This window comes from Pseudomonas kairouanensis (assembly GCF_004682055.1).
Taxonomy (GTDB): Bacteria; Pseudomonadota; Gammaproteobacteria; order Pseudomonadales; family Pseudomonadaceae; genus Aquipseudomonas; species Aquipseudomonas kairouanensis.
In genome coordinates, this window is record NZ_QUZU01000014.1 from 22,390 (window position 1) to 42,933 (window position 20,544).

Below are 20,544 nucleotides of genomic sequence, written 5' to 3' on the forward strand. Positions count from 1 at the left end.
TCCCCATGTACAAGGTTTATGGCGATTACAAATCGGGCAACTGCTACAAAATCAAGTTGATGCTCAACCTGCTGAACATTCCCTATGAATGGATCAATGTAGACATCCTTAATGGCGACACCCAGACCGCCGAGTTCCTGGCCAAGAACCCCAACGGCAAGATCCCGGTGCTGGAACTGGAAGACGGCACTTGCCTGTGGGAATCCAACGCGATCCTCAACTTCCTGGCCGATGGCAGCGAGTTTTTACCGACTGAGCCGCGCCTGCGCACCCAAGTGCTGCAATGGCAGTTCTTCGAGCAATACAGCCATGAGCCGTACGTTGCCGTGGCGCGGTTTATCCAGTTCTACCTGAACATGCCGCAAGATCGCCTGGAGGAATACCAGACCTGCCATAAGCGTGGCTACAAGGCCCTGAAGGTGATGGAGCGCCAACTGCAGGCCACGCCGTACCTGGTGGGCGAGCAGTATTCGATTGCCGATATTGCCCTGTATGCCTATACCCATGTAGCCCATGAAGGTGGGTTTGATTTGGCCCCGTATCCGGCGGTACAGGCGTGGTTGGCGCGGGTGGCCAGCCATCCCAAGCACGTAGCCATGCTGGACTGATAACGCGGTTCAAATTGTGGGAGCGAGCAAGCCCGCTCCCACATTTTAGTTCGATGTTGTGTCAGATAATTCCTCACTGAGCATATTGAAGCAGCGCTGTGCTGCCGGGCTCAGCCCCATCCCGCTGCGGCTGATCAACCCAATCTCCCGGTTCACCCCCGGGTGATCAATGGGGATGCGCTTCAACCCCTCCAAACTGTCCGCCGCCGACTCCGGCAACACACTGATCCCCAACCCCTGGCGCACCAACGCCAGTACCGTCGACATGTAATTGGCTTCCATCCCTGCGTTCATCGTCAACCGCGTTTCATCGAACAGCGCGTCCACCTGTTCGCGCACACTGCTGTCGCGGCCGGTGAGGATGATCGGTTGGTCCGCCAATTGCGCAAGCGTCAGTTGGCGATGGCGGGCGAGGGGATGATCCAGTGGCAAAAAGGCACACAGGCGATCATTCAGCACGGGGACGAACTGCAGGCCATGGCTGAGGCGTGCACGTACGCCGATGCCAAAATCCACCTCGCCAGAGCGCACCTGGGCATGAATGCGATGGGCCACCAGGTCATGCAGGCGTACCTCGATGCCGGCAAAGCGCTCGCGAAACAGGCGCAGCACTGGCGGCAGTGAACCGGCGCAGACAGACGGCAGGGCGGCGATGGTGACCACGCCACGGCGCAGCGCGGCCAGGTCGCGAGAGCCGGTGACGATGTTGTCCAAGTCCAGCAGCAGTTTTTCCATGGGGCCACGGGCGTCCTGGCCAGCGGCCGTGATGCTCACATGGCGCGGGCTGCGGTCGAGGAGGGCGACGCCGAGCCAGTCTTCCAATTGTTGCACCTGCACCGTCAGTGCCGAAGGCGACAGATGCAGTTCGTTGGCAGCCTTGGTGAAACTGCCAGTGCGGGCCACCGCGAGAAACGCTTGAATGTGTTGGATACTGTTCTTCATTTTGTTTTTCCGAACACTAGCTGGTGAATATTCCAATTTACAAAGACTAACCCGCTTCCAATACTCCAGGGAAAACAATAACCGGCCAACAAGGCCGCTCTGGAGTAACCCATGCTCGCTACCCTGGGTGTCATTACCATCTTGTGCCTGCTCGCTGCCGTCATGAGCAAACGCCTCTCGCCACTGGTGGCCCTGATCGCCTTGCCGATCATCGCCGCGCTGCTCGGCGGGTTCGGTCTGCAAACCAGTGCCTTCATCATTACCGGTATCAAGAACGTCGCCCCGGTGGTGGGCATGTTTGTCTTTGCAATCCTGTTTTTCGGGATCATGACCGACGCTGGCATGCTCGACCCCATCATTGATCGCATCCTGCGCACGGTAGGGACGCGTCCTACACGAATTGTTGTCGGTACCGCGACCCTGGCGCTGCTGGTGCACCTGGACGGCTCCGGCGCGGTGACCTTCCTGGTGACGGTGCCGGCGATGCTGCCGTTGTATACGCGGCTGGGCATCGACAAGCGCATCCTCGCCTGTGTCTGCGCGATGGCGGCCGGGGTCAACTTCCTGCCGTGGACCGGCCCGGTATTGCGTTCATCGGCGGCCTTGCATGTGCCGGTGGCAGACTTGTTCCAGCCGCTGATTCCGGTGCAGATCGTCGGCCTGATCTTTGTGTTCGTCTGTGCCTGGTGGCTTGGCCACCGTGAAGAAAAACGCCTGGGCCTTGGCGCTGGCTCTACCGTGGATGCGGTGCCCCAGCGGGTGCTCAGCGACGACGACATCAAGCTGCGCCGCCCACGGTTGTTCTGGGTCAACCTGATCCTCACCGTGTTGGTGATGGTGGTGATGATCGCCGGCTGGGTCGACCCGGTGGTGATGTTCATGCTCGGCACCGTGGTGGCGTTGTGCATCAACTACCCCAACGTCGACGCCCAGCGTGCGCGCATCGATGCCCATGCCAAAACGGCGTTGACCATGGCCAGTATCCTGCTCGCCGCCGGGGTGTTCACCGGCATCATGCAGGGCACCGGCATGCTCAAGGCGATTGCCGAAGTGGCGGTGGCGCAGATTCCTGCGGGCCACGGCAAGTTGATCCCGGCGGTGGTGGGCTTTATTTCCATGCCGCTGAGCATGTTGTTTGACCCCGACTCCTACTATTTCGGCGTGATGCCGGTGATCGCCGAAGTGGGCAAGGCCCTGGGCGTCGACCCACTGCAAGTGGCCCAGGCCTCGCTGCTGGGCGTACACACCACCGGCTTCCCGGTCAGCCCGCTGACTCCCGCGACGTTCCTGCTGGTGGGCTTGTGCAAGATCGAACTGGCGGATCACCAGCGCTTCACCATTCCGTTTCTGTTTGCCGCGTCGGTGTTGATGACCCTGACTGCGTTGCTGTTGGGAGTGATTTGAGATGAAAACCTTGCGCATCGGTTCTGGCGCCGGCTATTCCGGCGATCGTATCGAACCTGCTGTGGAACTGGCCGAACAAGGCGATTTGGATTACCTGGTGTTCGAATGCCTGGCTGAACGCACGATTGCTTTGGCGCAACAGGCGCGTATCGCTGATCCGCAAGGGGGCTACGACCCTCTGCTCAGTGAGCGCATGCGCCGGGTGTTGCCGTTTGTGGGAGCCAAGGGCAATCGCCGCCTGCGGGTGATCACCAATATGGGCGCGGCCAACCCCGTGTCGGCGGCCGCCGAAGTGCGGCGGATTGCCAGCGAGTTGGGCCTGGATCTCAAGGTGTTTGCCGTGGTGGGCGATGACGTGTTGACGGTGTTGCAGCCCGACTTGGTGTTGGATAACGGTCAGACGCTCGGCTCCCTGGGGCCGCGGCTGATTTCCGCGAATGCCTATCTGGGCGTCGAGGGTATTTTGCAGGCCCTGCGCGCCGACGCCGATGTGGTCATCACTGGGCGTGTAGCCGACCCGTCCCTGTTCCTGGCGCCGCAGATGTTTGAGTTCGGCTGGGCGATGGACGATTGGCAGCGCCTGGGGCGCGGTACGTTGGTGGGGCATTTGCTCGAATGCGCCGGGCAGGTCAGCGGCGGTTATTTTGCCGACCCCGGTTTCAAGGATGTGGATGACCTGGCGCGCCTGGGTTTCCCGCTGGCCGAGATTGATGCGGACGGTGAGGCTGTCATCACCAAGGTCGCCGGCACCGGTGGGCGAGTCAGCCGCGCGACCTGCACCGAACAACTGATTTACGAAGTGCATGACCCGCAAGCCTATTTGACTCCGGACGTGACGGCGGACTTCTCTCAGGTGAGCTTCGCCGACGAGGGCTTTGATCGCGTGCGTGCCCAAGGTGCCGACGGCCAAGCGCGCCCCGAGCAATTGAAAGTCAGCGTGGGCTATTTGGACGGCTGGATTGGCGAAGGGCAGATGTCCTACGGTGGCCCTGGCGCTGTCGCACGGGCGCAGTTGGCGCGGGATGTGGTCCTCAAACGCCTGGAATTGATGGGCGTGAAGATGCAGGACGTGCGTGCCGAACTGATCGGCATGGACTCGCTCCACGGCCCGCGCAGCAGCGTGGAGCCTTGGGAAGTGCGCTTGCGCGTGGCGGCCCGCTGTGAAGAACGCTCTGATGCGGTGCGGGTGGGCAATGAAGTAGAAACCCTCTACACCAACGGCCCGTCGGGCGGTGGTGGCGCTAGTAAGAGTGTGCGGCAGGTGGTGGCGGTGGCGTCGCTGTTGCTGGCGCGTGATGTGGTCAACCCGAGGATCCAGGCATGAAGTTGCACACACTGGCCCATTCCCGCACTGGGGATAAGGGCGATACGTCGAACATCTCGATCATTGCTTATCGGGCTGAGGATTATCCGTTGCTGTGTGAACAGTTGACGGCTGAGCGCGTCGCCGATTTTTTTGCGGGCTTGCTGCCAGCAGGGGCGGCGGTGCGGCGCTATGAATTGCCCTATGTGCAGGCACTGAACTTTGTGTTGCCGGGGATTCTGCGCGGCGGCGTGACCCGCTCGCTGGCGCTGGACGCCCATGGCAAGTGCCTGGGTTCGGCGTTGCTCGATGTTGAATTGTTAACGCCGAACTAAATGTGGGAGCGGCGGTGCGACGATTCGACTTGCTCGCGAATGCGGGGTGTCAGTCACAGATATTTCAACTGACATACCGCATTCGCGAGCAAGCCCGCTCCCACAGGGGAACTGCGTGAAGTTCTAGATGGCGGCAAACCGCTTATCGAGGTAATCGATGATCACCTTGGAGTCATACATCCAGGTGGTCTGGCCGTTTTCTTCGATGCGCAGGCACGGCACCTTGATCTTGCCACCTTGTTCCAGCAGGGTTTGGCGGTCCTGCTCGTTGTTCTTCGCGTCCTTCAACGCCACCGGCACATTCAGGCGGTGCAGGGTGCGGCGGGTCTTCACGCAGAACGGGCAGGCGTGGAACTGATAGAGGGTCAGGTCCTTGGCCGCTTCGTTGACCTGCGCCTGTTGCTCGGCAGGGCGCTGCTTTTTGCGCGGGCGAGTCAGGAAGTCGCCTGCGATAATGATTTGGCCGAGGCCCACCCGGAGTGCTTTGACGAACATGGCTCAAACCTCTTGCCCGATACAGAAGGGGCCGCAGCTTACCTGATTTTTGCGGGCGAAAAAAAACCGGCGATGAACGCCGGCTTTTTCTGACGCAGCCGGTTACTTGATCAGGCTGAGGAATTCGCTGCGGGTGGCTGCGTTTTCGCGGAACTCACCCAGCATTACCGACGTGATCATCGACGAATTCTGTTTTTCCACACCGCGCATCATCATGCACATGTGCTTGGCTTCAATCACCACGGCCACGCCCAGGGCGCCGGTCACCTGCAGCACGGCATCGGCGATCTGGCGGCTGAGGTTTTCCTGGATCTGCAGGCGGCGGGCATACATGTCGACGATCCGTGCGACCTTCGACAGGCCCAGCACTTTGCCGCTCGGGATGTACGCTACATGGGCCTTGCCGATAAACGGCAGCAGGTGGTGTTCGCACAAAGAGTACAACTCGATGTCCTTGACCAGCACCATTTCGCTGTTGTCAGAGCTGAACAAGGCACCGTTGGTGACTTCTTCCAGTGTCTGCTCATAGCCGCGGCAGAGGTACTGCATCGCCTTGGCGGCACGTTTTGGCGTGTCGAGCAGGCCCTCGCGGGAAACGTCCTCGCCGAGTTGGCCGAGGATCGCGGTGTAATTCTGTTCCAGGGACATGAAACTACCTGTGGGATTTTTGCAAAGCGCAAGGTTACGGTGGCGGGCACATCGCTGCAAGCATGACGATTGCACTTGTTATTCGTCGCGCCCTTCCATCATGGTGCGCTTGAGCATCACATACACCGCACCTGCGCCGCCGTGGCGGGCCTGGCAGGAGGTGAAGCCGAGCACCTGGGCGTGCTGGCGCAGCCAAGTGTTGACGTGGCTCTTGATCATGGGGCGCTTGCCGTCCAGCCGCACGGCCTTGCCGTGAGTGACGCGCACGCAGCGGATTTCGAATTTAGTGGCTTCGGCGAGGAAGGCCCACAGGGTTTCGCGGGCTTTTTCCACGCTCATGCCGTGCAGGTCCAGGCTGCCCTCGAACGGGATCTGGCCAACCTTGAGCTTGCGCATCTGGCTTTCCTGCACGCCGTCGCGTGCCCACATCAGCTCGTCTTCGGGGCCGACGTCGATCACGAACTGGTCCGACAGGCCATCCACCGTGGTGGCATCGGTACGCACGGTCGCGGCCTGGCGCAGTTTGGCAATCTGCGCCCGGTCGGCCTTGGGTTTGCCGGTGTCGGCGCGGTCGTGCTTGATCGGCTTGACGCCGCGCAGCTCGTTTTTGAACAGGGAAAAATCGTCGTCTTGCATGTCAGCCTCCGCGAAGGGCGGGCAGTTTACCTAAATCGCGGCGGCCAGGGCGCAGGAAACGCTATCCAAGCGCCATCAGTCGTGTTTTTTCATCAGGTGCGAGGCGATATTCAGCGACAACGGCTGCCGCATTTTCCGACGACTGCGCCGCCATAACCACACGCCCAGCCACAGTACCAGCAGCCCGATCACCAACAGGATAGCCGAGCCACCAGGGCTGGCATTCAGTTCGCCAAGGGCGGGCGAGTGACCAAACAAACCGGCACCACCAGCGCCGGCCAACAACAGTCCTACCATCGCCAGCAGCACGGCAAAACCGGCCACCAGACGCAGACGCCAATTGCTCGGGCCCTTGGGGCGCAAGCGACGAGCATCAAAACCATCGGATATCTTCATTCCGACCTTTCCTCCAGGGTATCGGCCCTTCGACCGGACAATACACAGGTTGTTCCGGGAGCAGAGGTAAATGCGCCAAATGAGAGGGCTTTGCGGATGAGCGGGGCCATAGGCGCGCCGCTCATCCAGCGGTCGATCAGATCAGATCTTTGGTCAACGCGAGGGTGGCGAAGTTGTCGGCCATGATGGCCATTTCGGTCTGCTGCACATGTTCGGCCGTCAGGATGCCGCCTTTGTAGGGCAGGTCGCGGGTGGCACAGGCGTCTTCCACCAGGGTGCAACGAAAGCCCAGGTTCTTGGCCGCGCGCACGGTGGTGCTGACGCTGGAGTGGCTCATGAAGCCGGCTACGATCAGGTCCAGGGAGCCGAGGTCCTGCAAGTGTTTTTCCAGCCCGGTGCCGTGGAACGCGCTGGGCAACAGCTTGCCGATGATGGTTTCGTCGGCGACGGGTTCGAGGCCGGGGATGAATTCGCCGCGCTCGCCCTGGGGGTCGAACAGGCCGCCGACGGTGCCCAGGTGGCGCACATGCACGATCGGGCGCCCGGCGTTACGGGCCGCTGCCACCAACTGCTTGATGTTGTCGACCGCCGCGTCCATGCCCGAGAGGGCGAGTGGACCGCTGAGGTATTCCTTCTGGGCGTCGATGATCACGAGGGTCGCATGGCTGAGGTTCGCTGCTGCGTAACCGCGACCGCTGAGTTGAAACATCGTCTTTGGAACGGACATTCTGGGGCTCCTGTGAGGGGGGCTTTTGCGACATTGTCCACTGGCTGAGCGCTTCTGTGAATCGCTACCATCGTAAGGTACGCCGTTGCTGGCGTGCAGCCATGTCAAGAGGTGAACTTGTTTTACACAATGGTGGCAATTTGGATGAAATCTGACGGATGGTAGAGGGCTTTTCGTACATCGTAGGTCGTGGCGAAGGCTGTTAGAATCGCCAGTCGTTTTTTCCAGGAGTCTGCCCCCGTGATCACTTCCCGCCTGCGCACCTTGCGCGACCACATCCGTTGGGCTGTCAGCCGTTTCCATGGGGAAGACCTGTTTTTTGGCCATGGCACCGACAATGCCTGGGATGAAGCGCGTCAGTTGGTGCTCGGTGCGCTGCACCTGCCTTGGGAAATTGCCGACAGCTACCTGGACTGCAACCTGGAAGAAGAAGAGATCTCCCACGTCCAGCGCTTGCTGCATCGCCGTATCCACGAGCGTGTCCCCACCGCTTACCTGTTGAACGAAGCCTGGTTCTGCGGCATGTCGTTTATCGTCGACGAGCGCGTGCTGATCCCGCGCTCACCGATTGGCGAACTGATCGAAAACCGCTTCGAGCCTTGGCTGGCCCAGCCGCCGGCGCGCATCCTCGACCTGTGCACCGGCTCCGGTTGCATCGGTATTGCCTGCGCTTACGAGTTCCAGGACGCGCAAGTGGTGCTGGGGGACTTGTCGTTCGAAGCGTTGGAAGTGGCCAACCAGAACATCGAGCGCCACGGCGTCGATGAGCGTGTGTACACCGTGCAAGGCGACGGCTTCGATGGCCTGCCGGGCCAGCGCTTCGACTTGATCGTGTCCAACCCGCCGTACGTGGATGCCGAAGACTTCGCCGATATGCCCGACGAATACCAGCACGAACCCGAGCTGGGCCTGGCCTGCGGCGATGACGGCTTGAATCTGGTACGGCGGATGCTGGCCGAAGCGGCGGACCACCTGACCGAGAAGGGCTTGCTGATTGTCGAGGTGGGCAACAGCCAGGTGCACGTCGAGGCGCTGTACCCGGAAGTGGACTTTGCCTGGCTGGACTTCCAGCGCGGCGGGCATGGGGTGTTCATGTTGACGGCCGAGCAGTGCCGCCAGCATCAGGCGGTGTTTGCCGCCAGGGTCTAACCCGACCTTATTGTAGGAATACGGTCAGTGTGGGAACGGGCTTGCTCCCACATTTGATTGCGTTTCAACCCATTTAGCGGTGCGTGGCAATCCAGATCAACAACCCCGCCTGAAACACCGTAAACGCCACCAGGCAGGTGATGGTAAAGCGCAACCCGCTATCCTCGCGCTTGAACTTGGTGACCTTTTCCTCTTCCTTGCGCAGCTTCACTTCGTGCTCCGCCAGGTTCTGCTCGGCCTGTTGCAGCATCTGCGCCGCTTCCAGGATCTCGACGAACTGCACCTTCTCGGTGTTCCAGCTGTCGAGCACATCACTGACCTTGCCCGGTTGCACGTTGCCCTTGAGATGCTGCACATCAGCGTAGGCCACGTCAAAGCCATGGATGCGCAGGAAGTGGTCGCGACGCAGGCGGGTCGCTTCGTTCAGCGCGTCCTTGTTGGACAGGTCAACGCCGTCGATGCGGTAGCCGGCCCCTTTCTTTTTCGCCCACGCGGCCCCTTGCGCCACCAGGAAGCGGCCCAACCCTCGGTTGGCCGGTTCGATTTCCACGCTGGTGCCCGGGCCGAAGTGCGCGCGATGGGTGTCATGGTCGAGCCACACGTCCAGATGGTTCTGCTCGCTGCGCACCCGCTGGCCAGGCAGTTGAATGACCATGCGCAGCAAACTGTGATGTTTGTCATGGCGCTCGGTATAGCCGAACTGCACGAACCGCAACGGCCGTACACCGGTGGCGCGGTCGGTGGCCAGGGGCGCCAGGCGCAGCATCTTGAAATGCTCGGGCTGCACATCCGCCCACGGCAGGGGCGCCACGTCGACGGCCGCGGTGTTTTCAGCCGGGGTGTCGGCGGTGGGTTCCGGTGTTGCTTGAGTGGTTGTCATGCGGCGCGATCCTGTCCTAGCCCAGCAAGCCGACGGCCTTTTTGCTGTCGACACTGGACTTATCGGCCGCTTCTCGCAGGACTAGAGACAAATTGTCGCTTATCGGGGCTGAAGTCCGTCGATAAAGCGCACCACACGGCTGCCCAGTTCGGCAGCCAGGGGCAATTGCGGGTCGTTGTAGGACGCCAATTGCTGCTTCACATCCTTGGGCACGATGCGCATCACATGGTTCATGCCTTCGATTACCGCCAGTTGGGCATCCGGCTTGGCCTGTTTGAGTTGGCGGGCATCGTCGACGCCCACCTGGATATCGTTGGTGCCCTGGATAATCAGTGCGGGCATGTCCAGCTTGGCGAAGGCTGCCGAGGGATCGGCGCGGAACAGGCTGATCAAATAGGGCTGTACGCTCGGTCGGAAAATGCCTTCTAGTGGGCCAGGTACATCCGTATCCACCTGGCCGGCCTTGAGGTGGTCGAGGATCTGCTGACTGCGCAGCAGCAGGGCAGGGGGCATATGGTTGGCCAGTTGCTGGCGGATCACCTGGTCCACCGGGCGGGCGCTGCCGGACAGGGAAATCACCCCGGCCGGCTGCAGGTGCGGCGCAGCCAGGGCGGCGACCAGGGCGCCTTCGCTGTGGCCCAGCACAATCAGCGGGCCCAGGCGCTTGTCGGCCTTGAGCAACTTGCCCCAGGCCACGGCATCGGCCACGTAGGCGTCTAGTGTCAGGTTGCGCTCATCGGGAGTGGCCGCCAGGCTGGCGGCGACACCGCGCTTGTCGTAGCGCACGCTGGCGATGTTATGGCGCGCCAGCACCCAGGCCAGGCGCTTGAGGCTGTCATTGCGCGCACCGTCGGCACTGTTGCCGTTGCGGTCGGTGGGGCCGGAGCCGGCGATGATCAGCACCACCGGCACGGGTTTGTCGGACTGGGGCAGCAGCAGCGAGCCAAAGAGCTCACCGCTGCCGGTGTCCAGGCTGATGGGCCGTTGCAATACGACAGGGGCGGCGTGGGCCACGGCGGTAAACAGGGTCAGTGTGAGTAGCAGAACGCGAAGCATCATCGTGCCATTATCCAGGAGGTGTCGGTTCGACCAATGTCTACCGGGAAGGTTTCGAGGATGAACTAGTCGGTTGGCCCGCGTATACTGGCGCGCTTGGTTATCACCCCTGAGTGATTACAACTGATTTCACGGAGCGCCCTGCATGTCCGGCAATACCTTCGGCAAGCTGTTCACTGTTACCACCGCGGGCGAAAGCCATGGCCCGGCGTTGGTCGCCATTGTCGACGGCTGCCCGCCCGGCCTTGAGCTGTCCCTGGAAGACCTGCAGCGTGACCTCGACCGCCGCAAGCCCGGCACCAGCCGCCACACCACCCAGCGCCAGGAGCCCGACGAAGTCGAAATCCTCTCCGGCGTCTTCGAAGGCCGCACCACCGGGTGCGCCATCGGCCTGCTGATCCGCAACACCGACCAGAAGTCCAAGGACTACTCGGCGATCAAGGACCTGTTCCGCCCGGCCCATGCCGACTACACCTACCACCACAAATACGGCGAGCGCGACTACCGTGGCGGTGGCCGCAGTTCGGCGCGCGAAACCGCAATGCGTGTGGCCGCCGGCGCCATCGCCAAGAAGTACCTGGCCACCCAGGGCATTGTGATTCGTGGCTACATGAGCCAGCTGGGCCCGATCGAAATCCCGTTCAAGACCTGGGACAGCGTGGAAGACAACGCTTTCTTCAGCCCCGACCCGGACAAGGTGCCGGAACTGGAAGCCTATATGGACCAGCTGCGCCGCGACCAGGACTCGGTCGGCGCCAAGATCACCGTGGTCGCCGAAGGCGTCAAGCCGGGCCTGGGCGAGCCGATCTTCGACCGCCTGGACGCCGAACTGGCCCACGCGCTGATGAGCATCAATGCGGTGAAGGGCGTCGAGATCGGCGCTGGTTTCGCCTGCGTGTCCCAGCGCGGCACCGAGCACCGTGACGAGCTGACGCCGGAAGGCTTCCTCAGCAACAACGCCGGCGGCATCCTCGGCGGCATCTCCTCCGGCCAGCCGATTGTGGCGCACCTGGCGCTCAAGGCCACGTCGAGCATCACCACGCCGGGCCGCTCGATCGATGTACACGGCAACCCGGTGGATGTGATCACCAAGGGCCGCCACGACCCGTGCGTGGGCATTCGTGCCACACCGATTGCCGAGGCGATGATGGCCATCGTGTTGATGGACCACTTGCTGCGCAATCGCGGCCAGAACGCCGACGTTCGCGTGACCACCCCGGTATTGGGCCAGCTGTGATGACCCCTTGTAGTGAGCGAGCTTGCTCGCGCTGGGCTGCAATGCAGCCCCCTACAACATGAACCCCGGTCTCCCCTACTGGCGCCTCTCCAGCTTCTACCTCTTCTACTTCGCCCTCTTGGGCGCAACCGCGCCGTTCCTGGCGCTGTACTTCGACCACCTGGGTTTCTCCAGTGCGCGCATTGGCGAACTGGTAGCCATCCCCATGTTGATGCGCTGCGTGGCCCCCAACCTGTGGGGCTGGCTCGGCGACTACACCGGTCGACGCCTGGCCATCGTGCGCTTTGGCGCGGTGTGCACCCTGCTGAGTTTTTCGCTGATCTTTGTCAGCAAGACCTACGCCTGGCTGGCCCTGGTGATGGCCTTGCATGCGTTTTTCTGGCACGCGGTGTTGCCGCAGTTTGAAGTGATCACCCTCGCGCACCTGCACAAACAAACCTCTCGCTACAGCCAGGTGCGCCTGTGGGGCTCCATCGGCTTTATTCTCACCGTGGTCATCATGGGCCGCCTGTTCGACTGGCTGAGCCTGGATATCTACCCGGTGGTGGTCGTGGTGATCATGGCCGGCATCATCGGTGCCAGCCTGTGGGTGCCCAATGCCCAGCCCATTGCCCAAGGCAATCGCCTGGCCGGGGAGGGGTTTCTCAAGCAGCTGCGCAGCCCTGGCGTACTGGCGTTTTACGCTTGCGTGGCGTTGATGCAAATGAGCCATGGCCCGTATTACACCTTTCTTACCCTGCACCTGGAACACCTGGGCTACAGCCGTGGCGTGATTGGCCTGCTGTGGGCGTTGGGAGTGGTGGCTGAAGTACTGATGTTCCTGGGCATGAGCCGCATCCTCACGCGGTTTTCAGTACGCCGGGTGCTGCTGGCCAGTTTTCTGTTAGCGGCGCTGCGCTGGTTGCTGCTGGGCACGTTCGCCGAGTTTTTCTGGGTGCTGTTGCTGGCCCAGCTGATGCACGCGGCCACGTTCGGCAGTTTTCATGCGGCGGCGATTGCCTTTGTGCAACGCAGTTTTGGCGACAAACAACAAGGCCAGGGCCAGGCACTCTACGCCGCTCTGGCCGGTACCGGCGGTGCGCTGGGCGCGCTGTATTCGGGCTACAGCTGGAACCTGTTGGGGCCGACCCTGACGTTCAGCATCGCCAGCGTTGCGGCCCTGGCCGCTGCCGTTATCATCGGTCTTCGATTGCAAGAGCAGAACCAAGGAACCCTTCAATGAGCTATGTCGCCGTCTACTGCGTTGCTACACCGGATACCCCGAACAAGGTCTTGACCCATTTCGAAGACATTGCCGCGACCTTGGCCGAGCACGGCGTGCGCTTCGAGCGCTGGGCGCCTGGCCCGGTGGAGAAGGGCGCCAGCGATGCACAACTGATCGCGGCGTATCGCCCGCAGGTCGACGCACTGGGCTATTCGTCCGTCGAGGTGCTCAGTGTGACCGGCGACCACCCGCAATCGGCTGAACTGCGGGGCCAGCTCCTCGATGAGCATCGCTACAGTGAGGATCAAGCGTGGTTTTTCATCGCCGGCCAAGGCCTTTTCAGCCTGCATGTCGGTGACTACGTGTATGCCGTGCGCTGCGAAAAACACGACCTGTTGGTGATCCCGGCAGGTATCGCGCACTGGTTTGACAGGGGCGAGCACCCACATCTGGTGACCCTGCGCCTGTTCAACACGGCAAAAGGTTCGACGCCGGTGTTCACGGGAGATGATATTGCCCGGCGTTTTCCCGGATTGGACGACTAATTCAGCCATATCAGAAACTTCAATCCCCGCGCGTTTGAAGTTGCTGTGGGAAGAAACTTAAAGTCCTGTAGGGCGCAGCTGTTTATTGCCGGCCCTGCGCCTGGGTACCATTCGTTATGTAACTCTCCTCGGCATCAATGTTTATATCACCTGTCAATAGGAGGAATCCGAAGGGTGATAGGGCATCAGCCAGTCAGAAGGAGAGCACCTCATGAGCGGTTCCAAGGAGTCCTTTCAGCCACCCTATAGCGTGCCCACGGCGATCAGGCGACGCCTGAGTTTGTCGGGCAAGCCCCTGACGCCCGCAGAGCTGGAAATCCTGCGCTGGGCAGCCGAAGGCAAGACGGTCTGGGAGATCAGCCAGATCCGCGCCACTTCCGAAGCCACGGTCAAATTCCACTTGCGCAATATCTACGGCAAGTTGGAAGTGTCCAACCGTGTTCAGGCAATGAATGAGGCGGTTCGACGGGGGCTGTGTTGAACAGATAAAAAAGGGCCGCGACGCTCAATGGCGTCGCGGCCCTTTTTTGTGCCGATCATTTAAGCCGAGTGGTAGGTCGGCAGGGCAAAGCGGTTCTGGCTTTGCAACATCGAAATCTGTGGCAGGTCGCTGGCTTGTTCGGCCAGGTCGCGGCGGATGGCGCTGATGACCCACGTCAGTTGGTCGGCGGTGTGCAACTGTTGGTACGAGATGGAGCGCTTGACCTGTTTGCCTTCGCTGTTGCGCAGGGTCAACAGGATGCCGCCGTCTGGACGTGGCTGGGTGGTGACGTCGTAGTTGGAGAATACTGAGGCGAATTTATCTTGGATCAGGCTCATGTCTATCAGCTCCGTTGGCTCAAGTTGGCAAGCATGGAGTGATAGGTGCAGTGATTGTGCCATCTCGCGACTTATTAAAAAGTCTTTATAAAACAATAACTTAAAAATTTACTCGATTTTCGTTTTCGTGCAATTTGCATGAATGGCCATCATGCATCCTGCATTTTGCGCTGCTGAGCCGGTGCGAATGGGCGCCTCGATACAGATAGAGACTGCCCATGGACGGCTTAATTCCCTTTTTCAGCGCTCGCCCATCGGGATACAAAACATTTCAAATCCCGCGTGTACAGGGCGAGAACGGCTGACGTATTTTCCTGCAAGGCATAACGAACAATAAGAAAAAGGACGTTCCCCATGAGCCACCCGCAAAACGACATGATCACTTGGGGCATGATGCTGCGTAAGGTGCCTGCCATCGTGCGCGCGCTGCCGCGAGTGGTACGCGGCATGCGCGCGGCCAATGTCACCGATCCGGCGCAGCCCTGCGGCCTGGGATGGCACTTCGAACAAGCCACCCTGCGCAACCCCGAGGGCACTGCGTTGTTATACGCAGACCGGGTGCTCAGCTATCGCGAAGCCAACCAACAAGCCAACCGTATTGCCCACCATCTGCAGGCCCAGGGGATCGTCAAAGGCGATGTGGTGGCGCTGTTTATCGAGAACCGTCCGGAATTGCTGCTCAACGTCTTGGCCGTGGCCAAGCTGGGTGGCATCTGCGCCATGCTCAATACCGCGCAAACCCAGGCCGCGCTGGTGCACAGCCTGAACCTGGTGAACCCGGTGGCGATTGTGGTGGGTGCAGAACTGGTGGCGGCCTATGACGCGGTGCGGGATCAAGTGGACATTGCGGTGGAGCGCACCTGGTTCGTTGCCGATCAACAGCCTGGCGCACTGCCTGAAGGGTATAGCGACCTGCTGGCTGCCAGCGCCGAGTGCCCGGAAGACAACCCAGCCAGCACCGCGCAGGTTTTCTTCAATGACCCCTGCTTTTATATCTACACCTCCGGCACCACCGGCCTGCCCAAGGCCGGCATCATGAAGCACGGCCGTTGGACCAAGACGGCCGTGAGCTTTGGCAGCATCGCCCTGGACATGGGCCCGGACGACGTCTTGTATTGCACGCTGCCGCTGTACCACGCCACCGGCCTGTGCGTGTGTTGGGGCTCGGCGATTGTCGGCGCCTCGGGGTTTGCCATCCGGCGCAAGTTCAGCGCCAGTCAGTTCTGGGACGATGCGCGCAGATTCAACGCGACCACCCTGGGCTATGTCGGTGAACTGTGCCGCTACCTGCTCGACCAACCGGTGGGCGAAAACGACCGCGATAACCGCGTGACCAAGATGGTCGGCAACGGCCTGCGGCCCGGCGTGTGGGCGCAGTTCAAGGAGCGCTACGGCGTTGAGCATATTTGTGAGTTGTATGCCGCCAGCGACGGCAATATTGGCTTTACCAACATACTCAATTTCGACAACACCATCGGCTTTTGCCTGCAGCACTGGGCGCTGGTGGACTACGCCCACGACAGCGGTGAACCCTTGCGGGGCAGCGATGGCTTGATGCGCAAGGTGCAAACCGGCGGGCAGGGCCTGTTGTTGGCGAGGATCGATGAAAAATCGCCGTTCGACGGCTACACCGACCCGGAAAAGAACCGCAAGGTGATTCTTACCGACGTGTTCGAGAAGGGCGACCGCTACTTCAATACCGGCGACCTGGTGCGCAGCATTGGCTTTGGCCATGCGCAATTCGTCGACCGCCTTGGCGACACCTACCGCTGGAAAGGCGAGAACGTCTCCACCACCGAAGTGGAAAACGTGCTGCTGCAACACCCGCAAATCGCCGAAGTGGTGGCCTACGGCGTGGAAATCGACAACACCAACGGCCGCGCGGGCATGGTTGCCATTACCCCGAGCGAATCCCTGGCGGCCCTGGATATGCGTGAACTGCTGCAATTTGCCCACGGTCGGTTGCCGCACTACGCGGTGCCGTTGTTCCTGCGCATCAAAGTGAAGATGGAAACCACCGGCACCTTCAAGTATCAAAAGGTGCGGCTCAAGGAGGAGGCGTTCGACCCGGACAAGGCGGGCAACGATCCGGTGTACGCCTGGCTGCCGGGCTCGGATTGTTATGTGCCGGTGACCGGTCAACTGTTGGCGCAGATCCAGGGTGGCCACTTTCGTTATTGAAAGAGGCGTTATTGATTCTGCCTATGGCACCTTTTGGCAAAAAAGCCATGACAGCCGGGAACTCCGTCGCGACACTGGGCGCCCTATAAACACCCCATTAGGAGCCCTCTCATGTCTGACCAACCCAAACAGATGACCGAAGACGAAGCCGCCGAATTTGCCGAACAGGTCTTCGATGTCGCCCGTCGCGGTGATGCCGCCATGCTTGCCGCACTGTTGGCCAAGGGCTTGCCGGCGAATTTTCGCAACCATAACGGCGACACCTTGCTGATGCTCGCCGCCTACCACGGCCATGCCGAGGCCGTAAAAGTGTTGCTCGAATTCAAGGCCGATCCCCTGATCGCCAACGACAAGAACCAACTGCCGATTGCCGGTGCAGCGTTCAAGGGCAACCTCGACGTGGTCAAGGCCCTGATCGAAGGTGGCGCACCGGTGGATGCCGCATCGTCCGATGGCCGCACGGCGTTGATGATGGCGGCAATGTTCAACCGCGTGGAGATGCTCGACTACCTGCTGGGCCAGGGCGCCAACCCCAAGGCCACCGACGCCCAGGGCGCAACCGCACTGGCAGCGGCGCACACCATGGGCGCGGTGGATACGGCGGCGAAGTTGCAAAAACTGGTGTAGGCTTTGCGCCCTCCAAAACCGCCCGCTACAGGATCGCCCCCATGAAAACCGCCCTCGTCGAACTCATCCGTAACATCAGCGCCGGCGTCATGGGCGATGACGAGGTGGCGCGCATCGCCGATGAGGCCGCCCAGGCTTACGCCGACCCGGTGGCGTTTCTGACGGCCAATCCGGATATCAACTACGACGACACCTTCCCGATCCCACTGGGTGAGTGGGTAGTGGTGGGTAGCCTGCCCGACACCGTGCTGTTCCAGGCGGACACCTACGGCGACCTGTTCGCGCAGATCGTCGCGTCATTCGGCCCGGGCGTGGCGTTCAACCTCAAGCCCAAGCAATTGGCCAAGACCGAAGAGCTGACGGCGCTGAACCGCATCCAGATCCAGATGAGCGCCCTCAGCCCGGAAGACGGCGGTTATGTGCTGCTCAACTTCAGCCAGCCATTGGATGACGAGATCCAGGCCGTGCTGGTGTACGGCAATGCCCTGCCGCGCGTGCTGGAGTTGTGCGCCGAAGTCGGCATCAAAGGCGAACCGTCGCTGGAAGCCCTGCGAATTGCCCTACATGTCTGAAATAAAACGGAACCCGCGCCAGGGCTGACTATCCTACAAGTGCATGCCCTCACTATAGGAGCGACACCATGGGTTCCACTTTTAATGGCTTGATCGGGCTGATCATCCTGGCGCTGGATATCTGGGCGATCATCAACGTGTTCAAAAGTGGCGCGAGCACGGGCGCCAAGGTGTTGTGGATCTTGCTGATCCTGCTGTTGCCGGTGTTGGGTCTGATTATTTGGGCCATCGCTGGGCCGCGGGGTAATGTGCGGATTTGAGTACTCACCACTCAGACTGAGTGGGCAGGGTCAATGTGGGAGGGGGCTTGCCCCCGATAGCAGTGGATCAGTCAATATATCTGTGACTGTCACACCGCTATCGGGGGCAAGCCCCCTCCCACTTTTGTTTCCGGTGGCTCCCGGAAAATATGTGTCGAAATATTCGCTGCACAGAATTTTCACAACTCGTTTCGGATAATTCCCACGCTTCGATTTCTTGTCAGAAAGATCTTTTTTGCGTCAGGAAAAACACCATAAAGAAGCGCTAACCCTCAGTAATCAATAGCGTTGCTGGCAGTGATGGGGCACCATTCGCGCCAAAGCGCTGCCTCTCTGTTCCTACACACTTGAGTGTGGGAAGGAAGCCACTGCAATATTTCGCAACTTCAACTTCCCAATGGGTCCTGAAACGACATGGCAAACCCGGACGCCCTGAATCAGCAGCGAGCTTCTAATCGCCTGCTGCAACCGACCGTCAAATCCCATCTGGCCTACACGCTGCTCTGCGCCCTGGTCATGATGGTGATGTTCTCCCTGCTGCGCCTGGCGCTGCTGGTGTACAACCGCGAAATGATCCTCGACACGCCGGCCTCGACCTTCCTGGAAGCGTTCGCCAACGGCCTGCGCCTGGACCTGCGCCTGGTGGTGTACCTGGTCATTCCGTTGTTGCTGGCGCTGTTCAGCGTACGGGCCATGGCAGCCCGCGGGTTCTTTCGTTTCTGGCTGACCCTTGCCTCCAGCATCGCCCTGTTCCTGGGCTTGATGGAAATGGACTTCTACCGTGAGTTCCACCAGCGCCTCAATGGCCTGGTATTCCAGTACGTGAAGGAAGACCCGAAAACCGTGATGAGCATGCTCTGGTACGGTTTCCCGGTGGTGCGCTACCTGCTGGCCTGGGCCGTGGGCACGCTGATCCTGAGCATCGCCTTCAAAGGCGCCGACCGTGCGACGCGCCCCCGTGGCCCGTTCAGCGGCGGCAGCATCAGCACCCGCCAGGTGGCGCCGTGGTACAGCCGTATCGCGGTGTTCGTGGTGTGCCTGTTGATCGCCGTGGTTGCCGCCCGTGGCACCCTGCGCCAGGGCCCGCCGCTGCGTTGGGGGGACGTGTACACCACCGATTCGAACTTCGCCAACCAGTTGGGCCTTAATGGCACGCTGTCGTTGGTGGGGGCGGCCAAGGCGCGCTTCTCCGAGCATCGCGACAATATCTGGAAGGCCACCCTGGACCAGTCCCTGGCCACCCAGACCGTTCGCGACATGCTGTTGCTGCCGTCGGAAAAACTCGTCGATAGCGACATTGCTGCCGTACGCCGTGATTTCACGCCACCGGCCGAGAAAACCCTGCCGATCAAGAACGTGGTCGTGATCCTGATGGAGAGCTTCGCCGGTCACTCGGTGGGCGCCCTGGGCCGCCCTGGCAACATCACGCCGTACTTCGACAAACTGTCCAAGGAAGGCTTGCTGTTCGACCGCTTCTTCTCCAACGGCACCCACACCCACCAGGGTATGTTTGCCACCATGGCCTGCTTCCCGAACCTGCCGGCGTTTGAATACCTGATGCAGACCCCGGAAGGCAGCCACAAGCTGTCGGGCCTGCCGCAGTTGCTCAGTGCCCGTGATTTCGACGACGTGTATGTCTATAACGGCGACTTCGCCTGGGACAACCAGTCGGGCTTCTTCAGCAACCAGGGCATGACCAACTTCATCGGCCGCAACGACTTCGTCAACCCAGTGTTCTCCGACCCGACGTGGGGCGTGTCCGACCAGGACATGTTCAACCGTGGCCTGGAAGAGTTGAAGGCGCGTGAAGGCGGCAAGCCGTTCTATGCCCTGCTGCAAACCCTGTCCAACCACACGCCGTATGCCTTGCCCACTCCGTTGCCAGTAGAGCCCGTCACCGACCGTGGCAGCCTCAACGAGCATTTGACGGCGATGCGCTATTCCGACTGGGCCCTGGGCCAGTTCTTTGAAAAGGCCCGCAAGGAGCCGTACTTCAAGGAAACCCTGTTCGTGATCGTGGGTGACCATGGCTTCGGCAATGAGCAGCAGATCACCGAGATGGACCTGGGCCGCTTCAACGTGCCGATGCTGATGATTGCACCGGGCATGCAGGAGAAGTTCGGCGAGCGTGACCACACCGTGGGCACCCAGATCGACATCGTGCCGACCATCATGGGGCGCTTGGGTGGCGATACCCTGCACCAGTGTTGGGGCCGTGATTTGCTGAACCTACCGCAAGGCGACAAGGGCTTTGGCGTGATCAAGCCGTCGGGCAGCGACCAGACCGTCGCACTGGTGACTGCCGACCGCATCCTGGTATTGCCTAAGGAAATGCCGCCAAAACTGTGGGAATACGAACTGGGCGCCAACCCGACCGGCAAGGTGATTCCTGAATCGCCGGACGAGGCCGCCTTGAAACAGAAGCTTGAGTCGTTCTTGCAGACGGCGACCAAGAGCCTGCTGGACAACACTGCCGGTGTCGTCAACGGCAAGCCGGACTAACTAACCGGCAATAAAAAA

At 60.9% G+C, this 20,544-nt stretch carries 23 protein-coding genes; 14 read left to right on the forward strand and 9 right to left on the reverse strand.

The genetic code is table 11. The annotated features are described in order from the left end of the window. The first annotated feature begins 5 nt into the window (after window positions 1-5). The gene (locus DYL59_RS13460; RefSeq protein ID WP_135289628.1) at window positions 6-608 is read left to right on the forward strand and encodes a glutathione S-transferase family protein; all 603 of its coding nucleotides are present in this window, start codon (window positions 6-8) and stop codon (window positions 606-608) included. Window positions 609-653: 45 nt separating this feature from the next. Here the strand turns inward: DYL59_RS13460 and DYL59_RS13465 are convergent, their stop codons facing one another. Beyond that, the gene (locus tag DYL59_RS13465; protein WP_135289629.1) at window positions 654-1,550 is read right to left on the reverse strand and encodes a LysR family transcriptional regulator; all 897 of its coding nucleotides are present in this window, start codon (window positions 1,548-1,550) and stop codon (window positions 654-656) included. Window positions 1,551-1,661: 111 nt separating this feature from the next. Here DYL59_RS13465 and DYL59_RS13470 point away from each other — a divergent pair, with 111 nt between their 5' ends. The 3 genes from DYL59_RS13470 to DYL59_RS13480 are packed head-to-tail and all read left to right on the forward strand — an operon-like array spanning window position 1,662 to window position 4,592. Then, window positions 1,662-2,954, forward strand: coding sequence for a CitMHS family transporter (locus DYL59_RS13470; RefSeq protein WP_135289630.1), 1,293 nt, complete (start codon window positions 1,662-1,664; stop codon window positions 2,952-2,954). Between the two features lies 1 nt (window position 2,955). Beyond that, window positions 2,956-4,278, forward strand: a complete 1,323-nt coding sequence (locus DYL59_RS13475) for an acyclic terpene utilization AtuA family protein (protein WP_135289631.1) — start codon at window positions 2,956-2,958, stop codon at window positions 4,276-4,278. Continuing rightward, window positions 4,275-4,592, forward strand: coding sequence for an AtuA-related protein (locus DYL59_RS13480; RefSeq protein ID WP_135289632.1), 318 nt, complete (start codon window positions 4,275-4,277; stop codon window positions 4,590-4,592). Before DYL59_RS13475 ends, DYL59_RS13480 begins: the two co-directional genes overlap by 4 nt. A 123-nt stretch (window positions 4,593-4,715) precedes the next feature. Here DYL59_RS13480 and DYL59_RS13485 read toward each other — a convergent pair whose 3' ends face one another. The 5 genes from DYL59_RS13485 to DYL59_RS13505 form a co-directional block, all read right to left on the reverse strand. Further along, window positions 4,716-5,087 (reverse strand): glutathione S-transferase N-terminal domain-containing protein, encoded by a 372-nt coding sequence (locus DYL59_RS13485; protein ID WP_135289633.1) that lies wholly within the window; start codon window positions 5,085-5,087, stop codon window positions 4,716-4,718. Window positions 5,088-5,189: 102 nt separating this feature from the next. Beyond that, the gene (folE, locus tag DYL59_RS13490) at window positions 5,190-5,735 is read right to left on the reverse strand and encodes a GTP cyclohydrolase I FolE (RefSeq protein WP_003236739.1); all 546 of its coding nucleotides are present in this window, start codon (window positions 5,733-5,735) and stop codon (window positions 5,190-5,192) included. A gap of 78 nt (window positions 5,736-5,813) precedes the next feature. Continuing rightward, window positions 5,814-6,371, reverse strand: a complete 558-nt coding sequence (locus tag DYL59_RS13495; protein ID WP_017735883.1) for a Smr/MutS family protein — start codon at window positions 6,369-6,371, stop codon at window positions 5,814-5,816. Window positions 6,372-6,446: 75 nt separating this feature from the next. Beyond that, on the reverse strand, window positions 6,447-6,767 hold the full coding sequence (locus DYL59_RS13500) for a hypothetical protein (RefSeq protein ID WP_135289634.1): 321 nt from the start codon (window positions 6,765-6,767) through the stop codon (window positions 6,447-6,449). A gap of 136 nt (window positions 6,768-6,903) precedes the next feature. Beyond that, complete coding sequence (locus tag DYL59_RS13505) at window positions 6,904-7,494, reverse strand: cysteine hydrolase family protein (RefSeq protein ID WP_135289635.1); 591 nt, start codon at window positions 7,492-7,494, stop codon at window positions 6,904-6,906. Between the two features lie 240 nt (window positions 7,495-7,734). Between DYL59_RS13505 and prmB the strand changes: the two genes are divergently transcribed. Beyond that, window positions 7,735-8,643 (forward strand): 50S ribosomal protein L3 N(5)-glutamine methyltransferase, encoded by a 909-nt coding sequence (prmB, locus tag DYL59_RS13510; protein WP_135289636.1) that lies wholly within the window; start codon window positions 7,735-7,737, stop codon window positions 8,641-8,643. 73 nt (window positions 8,644-8,716) lie between these two features. On the opposite strand, the gene DYL59_RS13515 is transcribed toward prmB, so the two are convergent. Both DYL59_RS13515 and DYL59_RS13520 read right to left on the reverse strand, forming a co-directional pair. Further along, complete coding sequence (locus DYL59_RS13515) at window positions 8,717-9,523, reverse strand: hypothetical protein (protein ID WP_135289637.1); 807 nt, start codon at window positions 9,521-9,523, stop codon at window positions 8,717-8,719. A 99-nt stretch (window positions 9,524-9,622) separates the two neighbouring features. Beyond that, entirely contained in the window at window positions 9,623-10,582 is a 960-nt protein-coding gene (locus tag DYL59_RS13520; protein WP_135289638.1) for an alpha/beta hydrolase, read from the reverse strand. Between the two features lie 142 nt (window positions 10,583-10,724). Here DYL59_RS13520 and aroC point away from each other — a divergent pair, with 142 nt between their 5' ends. The 4 genes from aroC to DYL59_RS13540 all read left to right on the forward strand — a co-directional run bounded on the left by aroC (window position 10,725) and on the right by DYL59_RS13540 (window position 14,046). Beyond that, the gene (aroC, locus tag DYL59_RS13525) at window positions 10,725-11,816 is read left to right on the forward strand and encodes a chorismate synthase (protein WP_017735877.1); all 1,092 of its coding nucleotides are present in this window, start codon (window positions 10,725-10,727) and stop codon (window positions 11,814-11,816) included. A gap of 58 nt (window positions 11,817-11,874) precedes the next feature. Further along, window positions 11,875-13,038: an MFS transporter gene (locus DYL59_RS13530; RefSeq protein ID WP_135289639.1), complete on the forward strand. Its 1,164-nt coding sequence runs from the start codon at window positions 11,875-11,877 to the stop codon at window positions 13,036-13,038. Continuing rightward, window positions 13,035-13,565 carry an acireductone dioxygenase gene (locus DYL59_RS13535; protein WP_135289640.1) on the forward strand — a complete coding sequence of 177 codons (531 nt, stop codon included), beginning with the start codon at window positions 13,035-13,037 and terminating at the stop codon, window positions 13,563-13,565. The genes DYL59_RS13530 and DYL59_RS13535 overlap by 4 nt, the downstream gene beginning before the upstream one ends. Before the next feature lie 211 nt (window positions 13,566-13,776). Next, on the forward strand, window positions 13,777-14,046 hold the full coding sequence (locus DYL59_RS13540) for a response regulator transcription factor (RefSeq protein ID WP_135289641.1): 270 nt from the start codon (window positions 13,777-13,779) through the stop codon (window positions 14,044-14,046). 59 nt (window positions 14,047-14,105) lie between these two features. On the opposite strand, the gene DYL59_RS13545 is transcribed toward DYL59_RS13540, so the two are convergent. Continuing rightward, window positions 14,106-14,384, reverse strand: a complete 279-nt coding sequence (locus DYL59_RS13545; protein WP_010208870.1) for a DUF3509 domain-containing protein — start codon at window positions 14,382-14,384, stop codon at window positions 14,106-14,108. A gap of 354 nt (window positions 14,385-14,738) precedes the next feature. On the opposite strand from DYL59_RS13545, the gene DYL59_RS13550 reads away from it, so the two are divergent. From DYL59_RS13550 to DYL59_RS13570, 5 genes are all read left to right on the forward strand, one after another. Further along, entirely contained in the window at window positions 14,739-16,565 is a 1,827-nt protein-coding gene (locus DYL59_RS13550; protein ID WP_135289642.1) for a long-chain-acyl-CoA synthetase, read from the forward strand. 111 nt (window positions 16,566-16,676) lie between these two features. Then, the gene (locus tag DYL59_RS13555; protein WP_135289643.1) at window positions 16,677-17,192 is read left to right on the forward strand and encodes an ankyrin repeat domain-containing protein; all 516 of its coding nucleotides are present in this window, start codon (window positions 16,677-16,679) and stop codon (window positions 17,190-17,192) included. Window positions 17,193-17,233: 41 nt separating this feature from the next. Beyond that, a complete protein-coding gene (locus tag DYL59_RS13560; RefSeq protein WP_135289644.1) occupies window positions 17,234-17,764 on the forward strand; it encodes a hypothetical protein in 531 nt (176 codons plus the stop codon). Window positions 17,765-17,832: 68 nt separating this feature from the next. Next, window positions 17,833-18,024, forward strand: coding sequence for a PLDc N-terminal domain-containing protein (locus tag DYL59_RS13565; RefSeq protein WP_003172956.1), 192 nt, complete (start codon window positions 17,833-17,835; stop codon window positions 18,022-18,024). A gap of 414 nt (window positions 18,025-18,438) precedes the next feature. Continuing rightward, entirely contained in the window at window positions 18,439-20,526 is a 2,088-nt protein-coding gene (locus DYL59_RS13570) for an LTA synthase family protein (RefSeq protein WP_135289645.1), read from the forward strand. Window positions 20,527-20,544 lie beyond the last annotated feature (18 nt).

Bases quoted from the DNA above. Each gene is read 5' to 3' on its own strand.
- DYL59_RS13460 (WP_135289628.1), top strand. From the start codon at position 6: ATGTACAAGGTTTATGGCGATTACAAATCGGGCAACTGCTACAAAATC.
- DYL59_RS13465 (WP_135289629.1), bottom strand. From the start codon at position 1,550: ATGAAGAACAGTATCCAACACATTCAAGCGTTTCTCGCGGTGGCCCGC.
- DYL59_RS13470 (WP_135289630.1), top strand. From the start codon at position 1,662: ATGCTCGCTACCCTGGGTGTCATTACCATCTTGTGCCTGCTCGCTGCC.
- DYL59_RS13475 (WP_135289631.1), top strand. From the start codon at position 2,956: ATGAAAACCTTGCGCATCGGTTCTGGCGCCGGCTATTCCGGCGATCGT.
- DYL59_RS13480 (WP_135289632.1), top strand. From the start codon at position 4,275: ATGAAGTTGCACACACTGGCCCATTCCCGCACTGGGGATAAGGGCGAT.
- DYL59_RS13485 (WP_135289633.1), bottom strand. From the start codon at position 5,087: ATGTTCGTCAAAGCACTCCGGGTGGGCCTCGGCCAAATCATTATCGCA.
- folE (WP_003236739.1), bottom strand. From the start codon at position 5,735: ATGTCCCTGGAACAGAATTACACCGCGATCCTCGGCCAACTCGGCGAG.
- DYL59_RS13495 (WP_017735883.1), bottom strand. From the start codon at position 6,371: ATGCAAGACGACGATTTTTCCCTGTTCAAAAACGAGCTGCGCGGCGTC.
- DYL59_RS13500 (WP_135289634.1), bottom strand. From the start codon at position 6,767: ATGAAGATATCCGATGGTTTTGATGCTCGTCGCTTGCGCCCCAAGGGC.
- DYL59_RS13505 (WP_135289635.1), bottom strand. From the start codon at position 7,494: ATGTCCGTTCCAAAGACGATGTTTCAACTCAGCGGTCGCGGTTACGCA.
- DYL59_RS13515 (WP_135289637.1), bottom strand. From the start codon at position 9,523: ATGACAACCACTCAAGCAACACCGGAACCCACCGCCGACACCCCGGCT.
- DYL59_RS13520 (WP_135289638.1), bottom strand. From the start codon at position 10,582: ATGATGCTTCGCGTTCTGCTACTCACACTGACCCTGTTTACCGCCGTG.
- aroC (WP_017735877.1), top strand. From the start codon at position 10,725: ATGTCCGGCAATACCTTCGGCAAGCTGTTCACTGTTACCACCGCGGGC.
- DYL59_RS13530 (WP_135289639.1), top strand. From the start codon at position 11,875: ATGAACCCCGGTCTCCCCTACTGGCGCCTCTCCAGCTTCTACCTCTTC.
- DYL59_RS13535 (WP_135289640.1), top strand. From the start codon at position 13,035: ATGAGCTATGTCGCCGTCTACTGCGTTGCTACACCGGATACCCCGAAC.
- DYL59_RS13540 (WP_135289641.1), top strand. From the start codon at position 13,777: ATGAGCGGTTCCAAGGAGTCCTTTCAGCCACCCTATAGCGTGCCCACG.
- DYL59_RS13545 (WP_010208870.1), bottom strand. From the start codon at position 14,384: ATGAGCCTGATCCAAGATAAATTCGCCTCAGTATTCTCCAACTACGAC.
- DYL59_RS13550 (WP_135289642.1), top strand. From the start codon at position 14,739: ATGAGCCACCCGCAAAACGACATGATCACTTGGGGCATGATGCTGCGT.
- DYL59_RS13555 (WP_135289643.1), top strand. From the start codon at position 16,677: ATGTCTGACCAACCCAAACAGATGACCGAAGACGAAGCCGCCGAATTT.
- DYL59_RS13560 (WP_135289644.1), top strand. From the start codon at position 17,234: ATGAAAACCGCCCTCGTCGAACTCATCCGTAACATCAGCGCCGGCGTC.
- DYL59_RS13565 (WP_003172956.1), top strand. From the start codon at position 17,833: ATGGGTTCCACTTTTAATGGCTTGATCGGGCTGATCATCCTGGCGCTG.
- DYL59_RS13570 (WP_135289645.1), top strand. From the start codon at position 18,439: ATGGCAAACCCGGACGCCCTGAATCAGCAGCGAGCTTCTAATCGCCTG.